The sequence below is a fragment of the Luteimonas sp. MC1825 genome (assembly GCF_014764385.1).
Taxonomy (GTDB): Bacteria; Pseudomonadota; Gammaproteobacteria; order Xanthomonadales; family Xanthomonadaceae; genus Luteimonas.
Genome location: NZ_CP061714.1, coordinates 160,593 through 178,500 on the forward strand (window position 1 = coordinate 160,593; position 17,908 = coordinate 178,500).

Here is a 17,908-nt window from a genome sequence, read left to right on the forward strand (position 1 = left end):
ACGGATATCCCATGCAGCAACAGATCCTCGAGGCACTCACCCGCGGCGCCAACAGCGACGCCCTTGCCACCGCCCGCGACTTCGTCGCCACCAATCCGGATGACCCCCAGGCACACCGCCTGCTGGCGCTGGCGGCAGGTGCCACTGGCGACGTCGCCGCGGCGCAGGCCAGCATCGACCGTGCGATCGCGCTGGCACCCGATGACGCGGATCTCCATTTCCAGCGCGCCGGGCTGCTGGTCGGTGCCGGGCAGGTGGATGTCGCCCACGAGGCGCTGCGCGCCACCGTCGAGCTCGATCCGAACCAGCTGCGCGCCTACATCCTCCAGGCACAGCTCGCGATCGGCCGCAACGATCTGGACGAGGCCGCGCGGCTCGCGCGCCTGGCAGCGCGGATCGACGAGGAACATCCGTTGCTCCGGACCGTGGAAGGCATGCTCGCGCTGCGCGCCGGCGCGGTCGACAAGGCCGTCGCGGTCCTGTCACAGGCCGCCGAGCGGGCTCCGGACGACTTGCAGCCGCGCTACGCGCTCGGTTTTGCGTACATGGCCAAGGGCCACCTGGCGTTCGCCGAACAGGCGTTCCGCAGCGTCCTGGCAAAGCTGCCGGACGCCGGCATGCTGCGCGCGATGATCGCCGAGCTGCTGTGGCGGCAGGGCCACGCGGCGGCCGCAGCCGACGAGCTCGCACCCCTGCTGGCCGACCCGGCAACCGCGACCACCGCGCTGCGTCGGTTTGCCGGCGAACTCAATCTTGCCGCGGGCCGCAACGAGCGCGCCCTGCCGCTGCTGCAGGGTGCGCTTGCGGACAATCCAGGCGACCAGCGCACGGTGTCCGCACTGACCGAGGCCTGGCGCCGGATGGGTCTGGCGCAGGATGCGCGCCGCACGCTCGACTTGGCACTGGCCACGTCGCCCGACATCGATGCGCTGTGGCACGCGCGCATGGTGTTCATGAGCGACCTCGACGAGGGCGACGCCCTGGTCGCACGTTGGCGCGAGACGCTGCCTGCGTCGCTCGCGGCCCTTGAAGCCGAAATGACCCTGCACCTGAGCAACGCCCGCAGCGACGAGGCGGAGAACGTCGCGCGCGCGATCGCCGAGCTGGCGCCGGGCCACGAACACGCCGGCCTGCGCCTGCTCCTGGGCGAGGTGCGACGCGCGCCGAAAGACGCCATCGCCCGCATCGAGGAGATGCTCCTCCAGGGCGGGCTTGCGCCGCAGCGCCAACAGCTGCTCCACGAATGGCGCGCGCTGGCGTTCGACGCCCTCGACCAGCCCGAGTCGACGGTTGCGCTGTGGACCGCCCAGCATCGCGTGGTGATGGATGAGCGCCTGCCGCTGCCCGAGCTCACCGCGCCGCGCACCGACTGGCCGGAACGCGCGCAGCCGACGGGCAAGGAAGCGCCGGTGGCGTTCCTCGTCGGTGCCCCCGGTTCGCTCGTGGAGCGCCTGGCGGCAATCCTTTCGGGCAGCCTGGCCACGTTCCGTGGCGATCGTTTTGGTCCCTCGGCACCGCCGGATGCGCTGCAGCACTACAGCACGCCGCTCCGCCTGGCGTCGCGGGAGCTGTCACCGGGCAACGTCGCATCGAGCTGGCAGATGGCGTTGCCCGCACGCGGCATCAAGGCCGACGTGGTCGACTGGCTGCTGTGGTGGGACAACGCGCTGGTGGCCCTGCTGCGTGACCAGCTGCCGCAGGCCAGGCTGGTCGTCGCCCTGCGCGACCCGCGCGACATGCTGCTCGACTGGCTCGCATTCGGCGCGGCCACGCCGATGCGCATCGAGTCCCCGCGGCTTGCCGCGGAGTGGCTCGCGGCGTCGCTTGTCCAGGTGGCCGACCTGCACGAACAGGACCTGGTGCCGCACAGGCTGGTGCGCATGGACGACATCGCCGACAAGCCGCGGGCCGTGGCCGGACTGCTCGGTGATGCGCTGGGCATCAGCCTGCCGACGCCTCCGCCCGGACTGTTCGGCACCGACCGCCTTCCGGCCGGTCGCTGGCGCAGCTACGCCGGTCCGCTGGCCGGGGAATTCGCGATCCTCCAGCCGGTGGCGCGCCGCCTGGGCTATCCGGAATCCTGACACCCGCGGAGGACAACCCCATGCAGATCAGCAGCGACGACTTCCAGCACGGCCAGCCGCTCGGCGTCGACTTCGCCCTCGGTGCGGCCGACGGCTTCGGCGGCAACCGCAATCCGCAGCTGTCGTGGCGTGACGCGCCAGCGGGCACGCGGTCCTTCGCGCTGCTGTGCATCGACACCGACGCGCCCACCGATGCCGCGCTGGTCGGCGCGCCAGGCGTGGAGATCCCGGTGGAACACCCGCGCGGTGACTTCATCCACTGGGTGATGGTGGACATCCCGGCCGATGTCGGCGACATCGCCACCGGCAGCTGCAGCGACGGCGTGGATGCCCGCGGCAAGCGTGCGCCGGCCGGTCCGGCGGGCGCGCGCCAGGGGCTCAACGACTACACCGGCTGGTTCGCGGGCAACGCCGACATGGCCGGTGACTGGTTTGGCTACGACGGCCCGTACCCGCCGGCCAACGACCTGCGCGAGCACCGCTATTTCTTCCGTGTGTTCGCGCTCGACGTGGCGAGCCTCGGCGTTGGCGACCGCTTCACCGGCGGCGATGCGCTGCGCGCCATGCAGGGCCACGTGCTGGCCGAAGCCGCGACCTGGGGCAGTTACAGCCTGCACGCCGCGGCCTGACGCCACGGCGCGCGCGGCGGCGTCAGTCGGCCGGCACCAGTTCCGACTCGACCACCATGTCGAGCACATAGGCGACCGCCGACGCGTCGGCGGGCACGTCCCTGCGCTGATAGCGATCCAGGCGCACCACGGTGCGGGTGCCTGCCCGGTGGTCGTAGCCCTCGATCTCCTGGTACAGCGGCCCCCACGCGCCGGCGCCCGTGCGCAGGCCAGCGGCGTCGTACTGGAGCTCGCGGACCTGCAGGCAGCGGGAGTCCGGCATCACCGGGTGATGGCAGTCGACGCGCTCGGCGGCGACTTCGAGGAACACGCGCTCCGGCGCCATGCCGAATCGGGTCTGCGCCGTGGCTGTGCCGATGAAGGCAAGGGTGTCGCCAGCGGCATTGACCAGTTCCAGGCGCGGCGGGTCACCGGCGACCAGGGTCACCGCATGGTCGCCGGCCAGGCGCGTTCCGGCCGCGCGCTCCATCGCCATCAGCGCGGCGTCGGCGCAGGCCATCTGCGTGCTGATCAGCTGCCCGATCGCCAGGCGGGCGCCGGCGAGCGCCGCTTCGCCGCCCATGCGGTTGCAGGTGTTGCCCACCGCGACCCGGCCGTCGGCGAAATCGAGCTGCAGCGGCTTGTCGGGATTGGCGAACGGGGGCTCCATGCGGCGGCCGTCGGCGCTGGTCGCGGCGTCGAGGTGCCAGTGGTGGGCCGCGAGTGTGCCGGCCAAGCCGCGCGCCGGAGTGGCCGCGGTGCCGCCGACAGGCGTCGGCGTGACCGCGGGCGGCGACGCGTCATGCGGCGTGGCGGTGCAGGCGGCGAGCGCCAGCGGAAGGACAAGGATCAGCAGCGGCTTCATGGTGTGCTCCATGGACGTGGGCCAGGTTCAACGCCCGGGTGGCCGCGATGGGGTTGCGGCAAGCGCGGTCAGTCGCCGGTCGGCAGCCACAGCAGCAGCGCGGCGCCGAGCAGGATGCGGTAGACCGCGAAGCCGGTGAAGCGGTGGTGCTCGATGTAGCCGAGCAGCCACTTCACCACCAGGAATCCGGTCACCGTGGCGGCTGCGAAGGCGATGCCGACGTCGGCCCAGTTCTCGCCGCCGACCGCGCCGTCCTGCACCAGCTCCAGGAAGGTGTAGGCGCTGGCGGCGAACATGGTCGGGATGCCCACCAGGAACACGAACTCCGCCGCCGCCGGGCGGCGGTTGAGGCCGAACAGCATGGCGATGAAGATCGCCGCCGCCGAGCGCGAGGTGCCCGGGAACACACCCGCCACGACCTGCGCCAGGCCGACCAGGATGGCCACGGTCCAGGTCACGTCGATGCTCTCCGGCCGGCGTTCGGCCACCCGCTCCGCGACCAGCATCCACACGCCGCCGATCACCAGCGCCCAGGCGATCGGGGTCACCGTCTCGGGCAGTTCCCACCCCAGCAGGCGCACAGGCAGCCCGACGATCGCCGTGACCAGGAACGCGGTGGCGAGCTTCAGCGCGTAGTCGCGGTGGCGGGCATCACCGAGGCCGGTGGCCAGCGCCCAGATGCGCTCGCGGAACACCAGGGTGATGGCCAGGATCGCGCCGGCCTGGATCACGATGTTGAAGAAGTCCGAGCGCGCGCCCAGCCAGTACTGGGCGATCAGCAGGTGGCCGGTGCTGGAAATCGGCAGGAATTCGGTGAGGCCTTCAAGAATGCCCAGCAGCAGGGCGGCCAGCGGGTCGGTCATCGGCGCGGAGTTCCGTGAATGGGGTGGCAGGGCGTGCGGACGGGCGCGTGGCGCGGCGGCAGCATAGCGGAAGCGGTGGGCACCAATATGGTGCGTTGAGGCGAAGGCAGTGCGCTGTCGTGGTGCAATACGCTGCCAGCTGTTCCTCCAATCTTCGAGGATTCAATGGCTTGCAGGTTGGCACGCGGCTTGCGTTGGTCCAGGGGTCAGGGTCGCGCACGACCCATCCCATACCCCAGGAGCCCGCCATGTCGCTCGAACACGTCGAAAAGCTGATCAAGGACCACAAGGTTGAATTCGTCGACCTGCGTTTCACCGACATGCGTGGCGTCCAGCACCATGTCACCTTCCCGACCTCGATCGTCGAGCCGGCGCTGTTCGAGGACGGCAAGATGTTCGACGGTTCCTCGATCGGCGGCTGGCGCGGCATCCACCAGTCCGACATGGTGCTGCTGCCCGACGGCAACAGCGCGTTCCTGGATCCGTTCACCGCCGATCCGACCCTGGTGATCACCTGCGACGTGCTCGACCCGACCACCATGCAGGCCTACAACCGCGACCCGCGCGGCATCGCGCGCCGCGCCGAGGCCTACCTGAAGTCCAGCGGCATCGCCGACCAGGCGTTCTTCGGCCCCGAGCCCGAGTTCTTCATCTTCGACTCGGTGCGCTACGCCAACGACATGGGCCACACCTTCTTCCACGTCGATTCCGAGGAAGCCGCGTGGAACTCCGGCCGCGAGTACGAAGGCGGCAACACCGGCTACCGCCCGGGCGTGAAGGGCGGCTACTTTCCGGTCGCACCGCTGGACTCGCTGCACGACATCCGCGCCGAAATGTGCAAGACCCTGGAAGCGGTCGGCATCGAGGTCGAGGTGCACCACCACGAGGTCGCCAACGCCGGCCAGTGCGAGATCGGCACCAAGTTCAGCTCGCTGGTGCAGAAGGCCGACGAACTGCTGACCATGAAGTACATCGTCAAGAACGTGGCGCACCGCAACGGCAAGACCGCGACCTTCATGCCGAAACCCCTCGTTGGCGACAACGGCAGCGGCATGCACGTGCACCAGTCGCTGGCCAAAGGCGGCGTGAACCTGTTCTCCGGCGACGGCTACGGCGGCCTGAGCCAGATGGCGTTGTGGTACATCGGCGGCGTGTTCAAGCACGCGCGCGCCATCAACGCGTTCGCCAATTCCAGCACCAACAGCTACAAGCGCCTGGTGCCGGGCTTCGAGGCGCCGGTGATGCTGGCCTACTCGGCCTCCAACCGCTCGGCGAGCTGCCGCATCCCGTACGTGTCCAACCCGAAGGCGCGCCGCATCGAGTTCCGCTTCCCGGATCCGATGAACTCCGGCTACCTGATCTTCACCGCGCTGATGATGGCGGGCCTCGACGGCATCAAGAACCAGATCGACCCGGGTGGCCCGAGCGACAAGGACCTCTACGACCTGCCGCCGGAAGAGGCCAAGGGCATTCCGACCGTCTGCCATTCGCTCGACCAGGCGCTGGAAGCGCTCGACGCCGACCGCGAGTTCCTCAAGGCCGGTGGGGTGATGAGCGACGACTTCATCGACGCCTACATCGCGCTGAAGATGAAGGAAGTCACCGCGTTCCGCGCCGCCACGCATCCGCTCGAGTACCAGATGTATTACGCGATCTGATTCGTCGGCGCGGGTGCCGGATGCCAATGCCCTTGAGGACTCATGTCCCCCGGCGATGGCCTGGCGGCCATCGCCTCCTCCTTGACTTCGCCCTCAAGGGCATTGGCACCCGGTACGTCGCAGCGCGCGGTGGTGGGAGGAGCAAGTGCCACAGCCTGCGATCTGGCGGGTGCTTTTCGTTACCCGCGGGCTGCGCGGAGCCCCGAAGTGGCCGTGAGGCCTTCGCGGGGAAGTCAAGGAGGAGGCATCCGCCGCCAGGCGGATGCCGGGGGACATGAGCCGCGAAGGCCTCGCGGCCACCTCAGGGCCCTGCACGGTTGCATTGCGCGGCGATCACGGGTTCGATTGCCTCATGAACATCAAACCTCTTGCGGCAGTCCTTTGCCTCGCCCTGCTCGCCGGCTGCGCCCACCAGGCACCGCGCAACCCGCTGGCGACCTGGGTGCCTTCGCCGAATCATGACGAGCGCCGCCCGGTGATCATCGTGCTGCACTACACCGAGCAGGACTCGGTGGAGCAGAGCCTGCTCACGCTGCGCACGCGCAACAGCGGCGGGCCGGTGAGTTCGCATTACCTGGTCGGCGACGACGGCGGGATCTACCAGCTGGTCGCGGACGGCCATCGCGCCTGGCACGCCGGCGGCGGCAGCTGGGGCACCATCACCGACCTCAACTCGGCCTCGATCGGCATCGAGATCGACAACGACGGCGTCGAGGACTTCAGCGAGGCGCAGGTGGATGCACTGCTGCGCCTGCTCGACGACCTCACCACGCGGCTGCGCATCCCGCGCAGCCAGGTGATCGGCCATTCCGACCTGGCGCCTTCGCGCAAGATCGATCCCGGCACGCGGTTCCCGTGGCGGCGGCTGGCCGAGGCCGGCTTCGGCATCTGGCCGGCAGACGATGCGCCGGCCGCGCCGGAAGGCTTCGACCCCCTGCAGGCGCTGCGCCTGCTGGGCTATCCGCTCGACCAGCCCGAGGCGACCATCCGTGCGTTCCGCATGCGCTTCCGCGGCGATGCCGGCAGCGTGCTGGATGCCGAGGACCATCGCATCCTGCACGCGCTGACGCGGCCGGACGGCGCCGGCCTGCTGAAGCCTACTTCGCTGCAGTGAACCGGACGCGGGTCGAGATCGCGACCTCGTCGGGAATCATGCCGGTGTCGGCCCAGTCGCCACCGCCCACGCCGAACGCCAGGCGCTTGACCACCGCGTTGCCGGACAGCAGCGGCTGCGCGCCGGGCGTCCAGGTGAAGGTAAGCGTGACCGGCTTGCTGACGCCGCGCAGGCTGAGCGTTCCGTCGGCGGCGTAGCGGTTGCCGCCGAGGCTGCGGAAGCCGCTCGCGGTGTAGCGCGCCTGCGCGAAGCTGGCGATGTCGAAGAAGTCCTTGCTGACCAGGGTGGAGTCGCGGTCGGCGTTGCCGGTCACGGTGCCCGCCAGCGGGATCAGCACGTCGAGCTTCGCCGCGGCGGGCCTGGCGGGGTCGAAGCTCAGCGTGGTGGTGAAACGCGGGAACTGCCCGCTGAAGGTTTCGCCGTCGTACTCGCTGGCAAACGTCAGCGCGGAGCCCGCGGCCTGGACGTAGTCGGCGGCGGCGGCGGGTGCGGCGAAGGCGAGGGCCGCGGCAAGCGCGAGCGGCAGGATGATGTGGCTGGAACGCATGGCGATCTCCGGAAGGTTGCGGCCGCGGCGCGGGTTGCGCCGTGGCGATGTCAGTGGATGCGTGGCAGGTCGAACACGAGGACCTCGGCGCCCACGCCATGCGCGATCTCGATCCGCGGCTCGTCGGCGTACAGCAGGGCATCGCCGGCGACCAGCGGGTAGCCATTGACCGTCACCTCGCCGCGCGCGACATGCACGTACGCCAGCCGACCGGCGGCGATCTCCTGGACCGCCGTCTCGTCGCCATCGAACAGGCCTGCGGACATGGTGGCATCCTGATGCAGGGTCACTGAACCGTCGCGCCCGTCAGGGCTGGCGACAAGCCGCAGGCGGCCGCGCTTGTCGGCCTCGGGGAAGGCCTTCTGCTCGTAGCCCGGCGCGAGGCCGCGCGCCGACGGGATGATCCAGATCTGCAGGAAGTGGGTGCTGCGCCCGCGTTCGTGGTTGTACTCGGAGTGCGCCACGCCGGTGCCCGCGCTCATGCGCTGCACCTCGCCGGGGACGATGGTGCCGTCGTTGCCCATGGAATCCTTGTGCGCCAGCGCGCCGTCCAGCACGTAGCTGATGATCTCCATGTCCTGGTGGGAATGGGTGCCGAAGCCCTGGCCGGCCTGGATGCGGTCCTCGTTGATGACCCGCAGCGGGCCCCAGTGGACGTGCGCGGGGTCGGAATAGCCGGCAAACGAGAAGCTGTGCCAGGAGTCGAGCCAGCCATGGTTGGCGTGGCCGCGGGCCTTGGCGGGGCGAAGGGTGATCATGGGTGCCTCCAATGTCGGGCGTCGGGCGGTGCGCCGCGCTGGGTGCAAGTCTGGTTGATTCCAAAATCAGAATAAAGGCAATATAAATGGTGATAAGTCAACAAATTTGGAACGATCTCCGCTGTCAAGGCGTAGCGGGGCCACCAGGCGCATTCAAGTAAGTGTTCCAAATATGTGATGATTAGTGTCTTTGTTGATGATAGACGAAAGCGTTCAGAACGATAGACTTCACCGGCACCGAAGGATGTGGACGCATGGCGTTCCCATTTCCGTAACGGCACCGATGATCATCATCCAACCAGATTTCCCGGAGACCCAGACATGACCACCACCTTCAAGCGCATCCTCCTCGCCGGCGCGCTGTCGCTCGCCACCGCCAGCGTGTTTGCCGCGCCGGTCACCTACAAGATGGACCCCGCGCACACCGACGTGATCGCGCAGTGGAGCCACTTCGGCTATTCCAACCCGATCGCCCATTTCGGCAATGTCGACGGCACCATCGTCTATGACGCCGACAACATCGCCGCGTCCAGCGTCGAGGTCACCCTGCCGATGAGCGGCATGTCCTCGCACGTGGCCAAGTTCGACGAGCACCTGCGCAGCGCCGAGCTGTTCGACGTCGCCAACTTCCCGGAAGCGACCTTCAAGAGCAGCAAGGTGGAGTCCGCCGGCGAGGGCAAGCTCACCATCACCGGTGACCTGACCATCAAGGGCGTTACCAGGCCGGTCGTGCTGGCCGCGACCATCAACAAGGTGGCCGACCACCCGATGAGCAAGCAGCCCAGCGCGGGCTTCGACGCCACCGCCAGCTTCAAGCGCTCCGACTTCGGCCTGGGCCTGTACGCGCCGGCGGTGAGCGACGAAGTGCAGATCCGCATCACCACCGAAGCCTCGGTGCCCAAGGCGAAGTAAGCGGCGCCGCACGGAACCACCGCCGGCGCGGCACTCGCGTCGGCGGCCGGGTTTGCACTAGATTGGTGCAATGACCGGCCTCAACCCCGCCCACGACACCCTCGCCACGCCGCTGCTGCTTGCGGACGCCGAGGGCGTGGTGCTGGCCGGCAATCGCGCCTGCGCGCAATGGCTGGGGGTCGGTGCCAAGCGCCTGCCCGGCCTGCCGCTGGCCGCGCTGGAGCACGGCGATGACCGCCTGCAGCGCGCGCTGCACGCACACGGCCCTGGCGAAACCGTACGCCTGCCGCGGATGCCCCTGGCGTTCCCGGGCGCCGCGGCGCATTTCGCCGACGCCTGGCTGACGGCCCGGGACGACGGCGGCTGGCTGCTGGAAGCACATCCGGTCGACGAGTTCGGCGGCGGCGATCCGGTCGCGGCCCTGCCGTCGGCGCTGTCGGCCGCGCTCCGCGGACTCGCCCATGAGCTGCGCAACCCGCTCGCCGGCCTGAAGGGCGCGGCCCAGCTGCTCGCGCGCCGCGTCGGCGACGATGCCGACTCGCGCGAGCTGGTCGCGCTGATGGAATCCGAGGTCGGCCGGCTGACCCAGCTCATCGACCAGCTGCTGCAGCCGGTGCCGCCGCGGGCACACGCCCCGCTCAACATCCACGCCGTGCTTGAACGCGTGCTGCGCCTGGCGGAGAACGATGCCGGCTGGGCGGTGAAGCTGGTGCGCGATTACGACCCCAGCCTGCCGGAACTCGACGGCGACCCCGACCGCCTCACCCAGGCGGTCTGGAACCTGGTGCGCAATGCGATCGAAGCCGGCGCCGGCGCCGTGGTGCTGCGCACGCGCGCGGAGCATGGCCTGCGCATCGGAGGCGAGCCGCACGCGCTTGCGCTGCGCCTGGAGATCGTCGACGACGGCCGCGGCGTGCCCGAGGCGCTGGCCGAACAGGTGTTCCTGCCGCTGGTGTCGGGGCGCGCGGAGGGCACCGGGCTCGGACTGGCGCTGGCCCAGCAGGTCGCGCGCGAGCACCGCGGCAGCATCGCCTACCGTTCGCGCGCGGGGCACACGGTGTTCACCCTGCTGCTGCCGTACCCGCCGCCCACCGACGTCGCGCGCGACGCGGGCAGCGGTGGCGAACGCGACCAGGGCAACGCCGCGGAGATCGTCCATGACCGACGCTGATGCTGCACGCGTGTGGGTGGTCGACGACGACCGCTCGGTGCGCTTCGTGCTTGCCACCGCGCTGCGCGACGCCGGCTACGCGGTCACCGGCTTCGAGTCGGCGGGTGACGTCATGGCCGCGCTGGACCGCGCTGGTGCCGGCCCGGACCTGCTGTTCACCGACGTGCGCATGCCGGGCGACGACGGCCTGGCGCTGCTCGACGCGCTTCGCCAGCGCCTGCCCGCCCTGCCGGTGGTGGTGATGAGCGCCTACACCGACGTCGCCAGCACCGCGGGCGCGTTCCGTGGCGGGGCGCAGGAGTTCCTGTCGAAGCCCTTCGACCTCGATGACGCGGTGGCGCTGGCGGCACGCGCGCTGGACAGCCGTGCCGACGCCGGCGCGCCAGCGGATGCCACCGCCACCGGGCCGGACGCTGCCGCCAGCGACGCCCTGGTCGGCGACGCACCGGCGATGCAGCAGCTGTTCCGCGCCATCGGCCGGCTGGCGCAGGCGCCGCTGTCGGTGCTGATCACCGGCGAAACCGGCACCGGCAAGGAACTCGTGGCGCGCGCGCTGCACCGCGAGTCGCCGCGCGCGCAGCGGCCCTTCGTCGCGCTCAACACCGCGGCCATTCCCGCGGAACTGCTGGAAAGCGAACTGTTCGGCCACGAGGCGGGTGCGTTCACTGGCGCCAACCGCCGCCACGTGGGCCGCTTCGAGCAGGCGCATGGCGGCACGCTGTTCCTCGACGAGATCGGCGACATGCCGGCGCTCCTGCAGACGCGGCTGCTGCGCGTGCTGGCCGAAGGCGAGTTCTTCCGCGTCGGTGGCCGCGAGCTGATCCGCGTCGACGTGCGCGTGCTGGCCGCCACCCACCAGGACCTCGAGGTGCGGGTGGGCGACGGCAGCTTCCGCGCCGACCTGCTGCACCGCCTCGACGTGGTGCGCCTGCGCCTGCCGCCGCTGCGCGAGCGCCGCGAGGACATCCCGCGGCTGGCCGAGCGCTTCCTGCAGCGCGCCGCGACGCGCTTTGACGCAGCCCCCAAGCGCCTGTCGCCGGCGGCGCTGGCGCGGCTGATGGCCCATGACTGGCCGGGCAACGTGCGCGAGCTGGAAAACCTGTGCTGGCGGGTGGCGGCGCTGGCACCGGGCGAGGTGGCGGGCGTGGAGGACCTTGGCGAGACCCTGGCCGCGGGGCACGCGCTGGCGGCGGCGGACGGCGCGGCCTGGGAAGAGAGCCTGCGCGCCTGGGCGCTGGCGGCGTTGGCCACGCATGCCGACGGCATCCACGCACGCGCCCGCGAGCGCCTGGACCAGGTGCTGCTGCAGGCGGCGCTGGACCACACCGGTGGCCGCCGCAGCGAGGCCGCCGCGCGCCTGGGCCTGGGCCGCAATACCCTGACCCGCAAGCTTGGCACCAGCCGTGGGCGACGCTGAGCGCCGGCGTGGCGGATCACGTTGCGGCAACGGTGCCACCGGTTAGGCTCGGACCGCGATGACCCCACCCATTCCTTTTCTCCACCCCTTGCGCGCCGCGGCCTGCGCCCTGCTTGCGGCGGGCTTGCTGTCCGCCTGCGCCAGCGGCCCGCCGCGCGCGTCCACCGCGGCACCCGCCACGTCCGCGGCGCTGCCGCGCGCCGAGTCCGGCACGGCCCGGCAAGCGGTGGCCAACCTGTCGGCGGCTTCGGCCACCCTGGTCAGCGGCCGCGTCGCGCTCACGGCGGAAGCCGGCGGCGTGCGCCTGGCCGGCGAGATCGGCGGCCTGACCCCGCATGGCGCGCACGTCCTGCAGGTCCACGAACGCGGCGATTGCAGCGCCGTCGACGCCTCGAGCGCGGGCCGCTATTTCGACGCCTCCGGGCGCGGCGTCGTGGATGGCGGCAGCGACCGCGTGGTCGCCGATGCGCGCGGCGTGGCGCAGGTCGCGCAACTGGTGCCCGCCGCGGTGCTCGGCGGTGGCGCCGCCAATGACATCGCCGGCCGCGCGCTGGTGGTCATGGGCGCGACATCGGGCGCCACCGGTGCGCGCGTGGCCTGCGGCGTGATCAGGCTGCCGGCACCATGAGCCGCGCGGCACCTGCCCGCAGCGGCGTTGCCCCCACCCCGTTTGCTTGCTCCGCGCCAGCCGGCGCGCCCCGAAGGGAGTTCACCATGCGTACCACCAGCCTCACCCTGCTTGCCGCTGCGTTGGCGCTCGCGCTGTCCGCCTGTGGCGACCGCGCCGCCGTCGATGACGCCGCCACACCGACCACCGCCGACGTACCGCGCGAGTCCACGCCGGATGTCTCGCCGCCCCCCTACGTGCCCGCGGACGACGCGCCTGCGAGCGCCGTGGCCGCGCTGGCCGCGACCGCCGGCAACACCACCGCCGGCGAGCTGCGCTTTGCCGCCGTCGACGGTGGCGTGCACATCACCGGCCAGGTCACCGGCCTGGAGCCCGGCACTGAACATGGCTTCCACGTGCATGAGACCGGCGACTGCAGCGCGCCCGACGGCAGCAGCGCCGGCGGTCACTTCAATCCCGCAGGCACCGCGCATGGCCGCGTGGGTGGCGCCGCCCACCATGCCGGCGACACCGGCAACATCACCGCCGATGGCGCGGGCGTGGCGCAGGTGGACACACGCCTCGAAGGCGTGACGCTTGGCGACGGCGCAGCCACCGACGTGATCGGCAAGGGCGTGATCGTGCACGCCGATCCCGACGACTACACCACCCAGCCGACCGGCAACGCCGGCGCGCGACTGGCGTGCGGCGTGATCGGCCCGGGAGCGTAAAGACGCGTCAGAGTGCGTCGTGCGGATCGCCGCTGGCGTGCGCGAACGACACCGTGATGCCGTGCGCGCGCAGCACGCTGGCGAACTGGCGCTGGCGTGCCTCGAAATGCGCGAAGCCGCGCGCCAGGCGTGCATGCCGCACGTCGTCGGCTTCATCAGCGGCCTCGACGGCGCCAGTGGCATAGCGGGCGCGCCACGCGTCGGGCGAGAGCAGCGCCATGCGCACTTCGCCGTCCGCGTAGCGCAGCAGTGGCTCGGGCGGGGCGTCGAGCCAGGCTTCGCGCGCCGGTGACAGCAGGGCGGTTTCCAGCAACGGCCACAGAGGCTCGAGTCCCGCGTGGCCGTACTGCAGCGCGGTCATCGCGCACAGGTCGTGCACGGTGAGGTAGCGCGCGTGTTCGACTCTCAGGCCGAACGCCTCCTGCATCGCCAGCGCGGTCGCCGCGCCGGCCATGCCTTCTTCCATCAGGTCGGCCTCGCAGCGCGCGGCGACGCGCGCCACTACCGCCGGGTCGCCGTCCAGCACGAACGGCAGCAGGCGCAACGGGCCGCCGCCGAAGTCCGCCGATGGCGACAAGGCGCCAGGCAACTGGCCGGCGTGGTGGCCGAACGCGATCACGCGCGCACCGCCGCCCGCCGCGCGCGGTGCCCGCGCCGCCAGCTGCCACAGCTCCTGGTGCAGCGGCCAGCCGGGGCGCAGCAGTTCGACCGGATCGTAGTGAGCCGCGACCAGCGTGCAGTCGAGCAGCGCGGCATCGGGCGCGAACGCCGCGAGGTCGGCGGCGACCAGCGCCGCAAGCTTGCCGGCCTGCTCCTGCGCCACGCTGTCATGCGCCACGCCCGCGCCATACGCGAGCTCGAGCGCCAGTGCGCCAAGCACGCGGCGTTGTCCGTGAACCGGTGGAGTGATCTCGTTCATTGGCCCTGCGCATGTGCAGCGCTAAACTGCCGCCCATTATGCCCGCCTGCGCCGGCGGGTCATCCCGAGAGGTCATCCATGCTGCATGGTCGCCCCGTCGCCGTCCTTGGCGGCGTCCGCATTCCGTTCTGCCGGCAGAACACCGCCTACGCCGACGTCGGCAACCTCGGCATGTCGGTACGCACGCTTGGTGCGCTGGTCGAACGCTTCGGCCTGCATGGCCAGCAGCTCGGTGAAGTGGCGATGGGTGCGGTGATCAAGCATTCCAGCGACTGGAACCTTGGCCGCGAGGCGGCGATGTCGTCCGGGCTGTCACCGCTGACGCCCGGCATCACCCTGCAGCGCGCCTGCGGCACCTCGCTGGATTCCATCATCACCATCGGCAACAAGATCGCCTGCGGGCAGATCGAGTCCGGCATCGGTGGCGGCAGCGACAGCACCTCGGACGTGCCGATCGTGTACGGCAAGGCACTGCGCCGCCGCCTGCTCGGCGCCAATGCCGCCAGGACCACCCGCGACAAGCTGGCGCAGTTCGCGGGCTTCCGCCTCGGCGAGCTGAAGCCGGATTTCCCCGGCGTGGCCGAGCCGCGCACGGGCAAGTCGATGGGCGAGCACTGCGAAGACATGGCCAAGGAGTGGAGCATCTCGCGCGACTCGCAGGACCGGCTCGCGGTCGCCTCGCACCACCGCCTGGCCGCCGCCTACGAGCGCGGGTTCTTCGACGACCTGGTGGTGCCGTTCCGCGGCGTGTCGCGCGACAACATCCTGCGCGCCGACTCCACCCTGGACAAGCTCGCCACCCTGAAGCCGGCGTTCGACCGCACATCCGGTCGCGGCACGCTGACCGCGGGCAATTCCACGCCGCTGACCGATGGTGCATCGGCGTGCCTGCTGTCGACCGACGAGTGGGCCGCGACGCATGGCCATGAAGTGCTGTGCCATGTGCGCGACGCGCAGGTGGCCGCGGTCGATTTCGTGCACGGTGAAGGCCTGCTGATGGCGCCCACGGTGGCGGTGGCGCAGCTGCTGGCACGCAACAGCCTCACGCTGCAGGACTTCGACATCTACGAGATCCACGAGGCCTTTGCCGCGCAGGTGCTGTGCACGCTGCGCGCCTGGGAGAGCGAGGACTACTGCCGCACGCGGCTGGGCCTGGATGCGCCGTTGGGCCGCATCGACCCGCTGAAGATGAACCCGCTGGGCTCTTCGCTCGCCACCGGCCATCCGTTCGCCGCCACCGGTGCGCGCATCGTCGCCAGTGCCGCCAAGCAGCTGCGCGAACGTGGCGGCGGCCGTTGCCTGGTGTCGATCTGCACCGCCGGCGGCATGGGCGTGGTCGCCATCCTCGAGCGCTGAGGCCGGCACGTGCAATGCAGCCGGCGCGCGCATCGCGCGCCGGCTGCCACGCCTCACTCGATCACGTGCACCGGTTCACCGCGCATGGCCCGCAGGGCATTGCCGTATGCGGCGCGTGCCCGGGCGTCGTCGCCGAGCTGCGCGTAGTTGTGCCCCAGCTCTTCCCAGCCTTCACCGCCGGCACCCTGTGCCAGCGCGCGTTGCAGGTAGTCCATGGCCGGCTGCGGCTGGTCCTGCAACCGTGCCAGGCGTGCCAGCGTGAGCAGCAACGCCGGGCTGCCCGGATGCTGCTGCAGCCAGCGTTCGGCGGCGGCCTGGCGCTCGGCGAAGCGCGCCAGCGGCAGGCTGCCGTAGCGCGCGGCCAGGCGCTCGTCCCAGCGCGTGCCGAGCGCATGTTCGACGCTCGACGTCGCGGCCTCGTCCCAGCCCAGGGCTGCGGCGCGTTCGGCGTACGCGCTGACGATCGTCGGCTCGGCGCGCAGCGGCTTGGGCAGCGATTCCCAGCGGTCGGCAAGCGCGTTGGCATCGGCTGCCTGGCGCATGGCGGCGGCCGACCAGCGCAGTTCGCGCTCGGCCAGCACCGTGTCGGGCAGCGCCTGCTGCTGGCGCAGCGCACCCAGCAGCGCATACGCCTCGGCCGCCTGGCCGGACACGGCAAGCGCCTCCGCGCGCAGCGCAAGTCCACGTGGCGGCAGCGGCTGCGCGGCCGGGGCATCCAGCGCGACCAGCGCGTCCGTGGGGCGTTCCTCGGCAAGCGACAACTCGGCGTGGCCGATCGCGCGGGTCAGCGCGTGGCGCACATCGATGGCATCGAGGTGGCGTCGCGCCGCGGCGTGGTCGCCGCGGGCAAGCGCCGCGCGCGACGAAGCGAGCAGCGCGATCGCGGCATCGCTGTCGTCGCCGGCCTGCGGCAGGAGCTTTTCGGCGCGTGCGTAATGGCCGTGGTACAGCGCCTCCAGGCCGGTGCCCAGGCGCGCGCGCGACTGCTGGTCGCGGCGTTGGCGCCAGGCGCGCAGCGGCAAGGCGATCAGTGCCCACAGCAGCCACAGCGCGAACAGCGCCACGACCGCGGCCACGCCGACCCACAGCAGGTTGGTGGTGTAGTCCCAGCCGCGGTAGCGGACCAGCACGTAGCCGGGGTCCTGGGCGAGCAGGTGCCAGGCGAGCGCGCCGACGATCGCCAGCAGGATCCAGAGCAGCAGGTTGCGGAACAGATTCATGGCAAGGCTCCCGAGTTCGTGGCCACCCTAGCCGGTGCGGCGTCGCGGCAGTGTATGAATGCGGGCGCGGCGCCGTTGTCGTTCAGCGGGCGCCGCCGGGCGCGCCACGGCGCAGGCGCAGCTGCTCCAGGGTGCTGCCCAGCGTGGGCAGCGCCACCGCCAGCGGCAGCGCGCCCAGCGCCTGCACGTCGGCCATGCGTGCCCGCAACGCGGGGGTCTCCGGCCACAGCCGCGGCAGCCAGGCTTCGCTGCGCGCCAACGCCGCGCGCCAGCCGCCGGCATCGCGCCGTTCGGCGGCGGTGCGGGCCAACGCCAGTTCGAGGCGCAGCGTGGCGATGCCGGCCGCCCGCTCGGCGGGCGCGACGGCCTGCCGCGCGTCGCTGCGCCGGACATCCACTACGCGGCCGGCAAGCCGCTCCCACCAGCTGCCACCATCACCCGCCGTGGCGCGTGGCGCAGGCTGCACCGGCAACGCGTCGAGCTGCGCGGCCACGGCGTCGAGGCGCGCCAGCGCGACCACGCGCGGGTCGTCGCCCAGGGCGTCCAGCGCGGCGCGTTCCTGCACCAGCACCTGGCGGATGTCGAGGTAGCCCGGGTCGGTGACGGCGTCGAGCAGGCGCGCCGCCAGCGCGTAGGCGCGGCGGGCGCCCTCGAGGTCGGCGGCCAGCATCAGGCGCTGCTGCCCCTGCGCCAGCAGCAGCTCGATGTCGTCCAGGCGCAGCGCCTGGGCACCGCCTTCGGCCGGCCCGGCCAGGCGCTGCACGCTTTCCTCGAGCAGGGCGGCGCGCTGGCCGATCCCGAGGAGCTCGTCGCGCAGCACGCGGTTGGTGGCCTCGGCCTGCTGCAGGCGCTTGCCCTGCGCCTGCTGGTTGCGGCGCACGGCAGCCATGCGGTCCTCGAGCGCGGTGACGCGCTGCAGCTGGTCGGCGACCGAGGCGCGGCGTTCGGCCGACTGCGCCTGCCAGCTGGTCCACCCGAGCCAGGCGACCACTGGCACCAGCAACAGCAGGAGCAACCAGGCGAGGGCGGAGCTGCGGCGCGGCGGCGCAGGGGAGGAAGGGGGATTCACGGCAGCGGG

17 protein-coding genes are annotated in these 17,908 nt (G+C 71.5%); 10 read left to right on the forward strand and 7 right to left on the reverse strand.

What is annotated here, in order from left to right; all coding sequences use genetic code 11:
* The first annotated feature begins 11 nt into the window (after positions 1-11).
* A complete protein-coding gene (locus tag IDM46_RS00755; RefSeq protein WP_185114538.1) occupies positions 12-2,084 on the forward strand; it encodes a tetratricopeptide repeat protein in 2,073 nt (690 codons plus the stop codon).
* 20 nt (positions 2,085-2,104) lie between these two features.
* Positions 2,105-2,713 carry a YbhB/YbcL family Raf kinase inhibitor-like protein gene (locus IDM46_RS00760; RefSeq protein ID WP_185114539.1) on the forward strand — a complete coding sequence of 203 codons (609 nt, stop codon included), beginning with the start codon at positions 2,105-2,107 and terminating at the stop codon, positions 2,711-2,713.
* A 22-nt stretch (positions 2,714-2,735) separates the two neighbouring features.
* On the opposite strand, the gene IDM46_RS00765 is transcribed toward IDM46_RS00760, so the two are convergent.
* Together IDM46_RS00765 and IDM46_RS00770 are read right to left on the reverse strand one after the other, a co-directional pair.
* Positions 2,736-3,557, reverse strand: coding sequence for an META and DUF4377 domain-containing protein (locus tag IDM46_RS00765; RefSeq protein ID WP_185114540.1), 822 nt, complete (start codon positions 3,555-3,557; stop codon positions 2,736-2,738).
* A gap of 68 nt (positions 3,558-3,625) precedes the next feature.
* Positions 3,626-4,420: an undecaprenyl-diphosphate phosphatase gene (locus IDM46_RS00770; RefSeq protein WP_185114541.1), complete on the reverse strand. Its 795-nt coding sequence runs from the start codon at positions 4,418-4,420 to the stop codon at positions 3,626-3,628.
* 248 nt (positions 4,421-4,668) lie between these two features.
* On the opposite strand from IDM46_RS00770, the gene glnA reads away from it, so the two are divergent.
* Complete coding sequence (gene glnA, locus IDM46_RS00775; protein ID WP_185114542.1) at positions 4,669-6,078, forward strand: type I glutamate--ammonia ligase; 1,410 nt, start codon at positions 4,669-4,671, stop codon at positions 6,076-6,078.
* A 352-nt stretch (positions 6,079-6,430) separates the two neighbouring features.
* Positions 6,431-7,192 (forward strand): N-acetylmuramoyl-L-alanine amidase, encoded by a 762-nt coding sequence (locus tag IDM46_RS00780; protein WP_185114543.1) that lies wholly within the window; start codon positions 6,431-6,433, stop codon positions 7,190-7,192.
* Here IDM46_RS00780 and IDM46_RS00785 read toward each other — a convergent pair.
* The gene (locus IDM46_RS00785; protein WP_185114544.1) at positions 7,176-7,739 is read right to left on the reverse strand and encodes a YceI family protein; all 564 of its coding nucleotides are present in this window, start codon (positions 7,737-7,739) and stop codon (positions 7,176-7,178) included. The two genes, IDM46_RS00780 and IDM46_RS00785, sit on opposite strands and share 17 nt — an antisense overlap.
* Before the next feature lie 50 nt (positions 7,740-7,789).
* Positions 7,790-8,497, reverse strand: a complete 708-nt coding sequence (locus tag IDM46_RS00790; RefSeq protein ID WP_182823461.1) for a pirin family protein — start codon at positions 8,495-8,497, stop codon at positions 7,790-7,792.
* Positions 8,498-8,818: 321 nt separating this feature from the next.
* On the opposite strand from IDM46_RS00790, the gene IDM46_RS00795 reads away from it, so the two are divergent.
* From IDM46_RS00795 to IDM46_RS00815, 5 genes are all read left to right on the forward strand, one after another.
* Positions 8,819-9,409 (forward strand): YceI family protein, encoded by a 591-nt coding sequence (locus IDM46_RS00795; protein WP_182823459.1) that lies wholly within the window; start codon positions 8,819-8,821, stop codon positions 9,407-9,409.
* A 70-nt stretch (positions 9,410-9,479) separates the two neighbouring features.
* Positions 9,480-10,580 carry an ATP-binding protein gene (locus IDM46_RS00800; RefSeq protein WP_185114545.1) on the forward strand — a complete coding sequence of 367 codons (1,101 nt, stop codon included), beginning with the start codon at positions 9,480-9,482 and terminating at the stop codon, positions 10,578-10,580.
* Complete coding sequence (ntrC, locus tag IDM46_RS00805) at positions 10,567-11,997, forward strand: nitrogen regulation protein NR(I) (RefSeq protein ID WP_185114546.1); 1,431 nt, start codon at positions 10,567-10,569, stop codon at positions 11,995-11,997. The genes IDM46_RS00800 and ntrC overlap by 14 nt, the downstream gene beginning before the upstream one ends.
* A gap of 58 nt (positions 11,998-12,055) precedes the next feature.
* Entirely contained in the window at positions 12,056-12,625 is a 570-nt protein-coding gene (locus IDM46_RS00810; RefSeq protein ID WP_182823453.1) for a superoxide dismutase family protein, read from the forward strand.
* Positions 12,626-12,711: 86 nt separating this feature from the next.
* Positions 12,712-13,335 (forward strand): superoxide dismutase family protein, encoded by a 624-nt coding sequence (locus IDM46_RS00815; RefSeq protein WP_185114547.1) that lies wholly within the window; start codon positions 12,712-12,714, stop codon positions 13,333-13,335.
* Positions 13,336-13,342: 7 nt separating this feature from the next.
* Here IDM46_RS00815 and IDM46_RS00820 read toward each other — a convergent pair whose 3' ends face one another.
* Entirely contained in the window at positions 13,343-14,254 is a 912-nt protein-coding gene (locus IDM46_RS00820) for a hypothetical protein (RefSeq protein ID WP_182823449.1), read from the reverse strand.
* A gap of 78 nt (positions 14,255-14,332) precedes the next feature.
* Here IDM46_RS00820 and IDM46_RS00825 point away from each other — a divergent pair, with 78 nt between their 5' ends.
* Positions 14,333-15,610 (forward strand): acetyl-CoA C-acetyltransferase, encoded by a 1,278-nt coding sequence (locus tag IDM46_RS00825; protein WP_185114548.1) that lies wholly within the window; start codon positions 14,333-14,335, stop codon positions 15,608-15,610.
* 53 nt (positions 15,611-15,663) lie between these two features.
* Here IDM46_RS00825 and IDM46_RS00830 read toward each other — a convergent pair whose 3' ends face one another.
* Together IDM46_RS00830 and IDM46_RS00835 are read right to left on the reverse strand one after the other, a co-directional pair.
* The gene (locus tag IDM46_RS00830) at positions 15,664-16,830 is read right to left on the reverse strand and encodes a heme biosynthesis HemY N-terminal domain-containing protein (protein ID WP_185114549.1); all 1,167 of its coding nucleotides are present in this window, start codon (positions 16,828-16,830) and stop codon (positions 15,664-15,666) included.
* A gap of 82 nt (positions 16,831-16,912) precedes the next feature.
* Positions 16,913-17,845: a hypothetical protein gene (locus tag IDM46_RS00835; protein WP_220486612.1), complete on the reverse strand. Its 933-nt coding sequence runs from the start codon at positions 17,843-17,845 to the stop codon at positions 16,913-16,915.
* Between the last annotated feature and the right edge of the window lie 63 nt (positions 17,846-17,908).

Excerpts from the sequence above, each read along its gene's own strand:
- IDM46_RS00755 (WP_185114538.1), top strand. The coding sequence starts at position 12 with ATGCAGCAACAGATCCTCGAGGCACTCACCCGCGGCGCCAACAGCGAC.
- IDM46_RS00760 (WP_185114539.1), top strand. The coding sequence starts at position 2,105 with ATGCAGATCAGCAGCGACGACTTCCAGCACGGCCAGCCGCTCGGCGTC.
- IDM46_RS00765 (WP_185114540.1), bottom strand. The coding sequence starts at position 3,557 with ATGAAGCCGCTGCTGATCCTTGTCCTTCCGCTGGCGCTCGCCGCCTGC.
- IDM46_RS00770 (WP_185114541.1), bottom strand. The coding sequence starts at position 4,420 with ATGACCGACCCGCTGGCCGCCCTGCTGCTGGGCATTCTTGAAGGCCTC.
- glnA (WP_185114542.1), top strand. The coding sequence starts at position 4,669 with ATGTCGCTCGAACACGTCGAAAAGCTGATCAAGGACCACAAGGTTGAA.
- IDM46_RS00780 (WP_185114543.1), top strand. The coding sequence starts at position 6,431 with ATGAACATCAAACCTCTTGCGGCAGTCCTTTGCCTCGCCCTGCTCGCC.
- IDM46_RS00785 (WP_185114544.1), bottom strand. The coding sequence starts at position 7,739 with ATGCGTTCCAGCCACATCATCCTGCCGCTCGCGCTTGCCGCGGCCCTC.
- IDM46_RS00790 (WP_182823461.1), bottom strand. The coding sequence starts at position 8,497 with ATGATCACCCTTCGCCCCGCCAAGGCCCGCGGCCACGCCAACCATGGC.
- IDM46_RS00795 (WP_182823459.1), top strand. The coding sequence starts at position 8,819 with ATGACCACCACCTTCAAGCGCATCCTCCTCGCCGGCGCGCTGTCGCTC.
- IDM46_RS00800 (WP_185114545.1), top strand. The coding sequence starts at position 9,480 with ATGACCGGCCTCAACCCCGCCCACGACACCCTCGCCACGCCGCTGCTG.
- ntrC (WP_185114546.1), top strand. The coding sequence starts at position 10,567 with ATGACCGACGCTGATGCTGCACGCGTGTGGGTGGTCGACGACGACCGC.
- IDM46_RS00810 (WP_182823453.1), top strand. The coding sequence starts at position 12,056 with ATGACCCCACCCATTCCTTTTCTCCACCCCTTGCGCGCCGCGGCCTGC.
- IDM46_RS00815 (WP_185114547.1), top strand. The coding sequence starts at position 12,712 with ATGCGTACCACCAGCCTCACCCTGCTTGCCGCTGCGTTGGCGCTCGCG.
- IDM46_RS00820 (WP_182823449.1), bottom strand. The coding sequence starts at position 14,254 with ATGAACGAGATCACTCCACCGGTTCACGGACAACGCCGCGTGCTTGGC.
- IDM46_RS00825 (WP_185114548.1), top strand. The coding sequence starts at position 14,333 with ATGCTGCATGGTCGCCCCGTCGCCGTCCTTGGCGGCGTCCGCATTCCG.
- IDM46_RS00830 (WP_185114549.1), bottom strand. The coding sequence starts at position 16,830 with ATGAATCTGTTCCGCAACCTGCTGCTCTGGATCCTGCTGGCGATCGTC.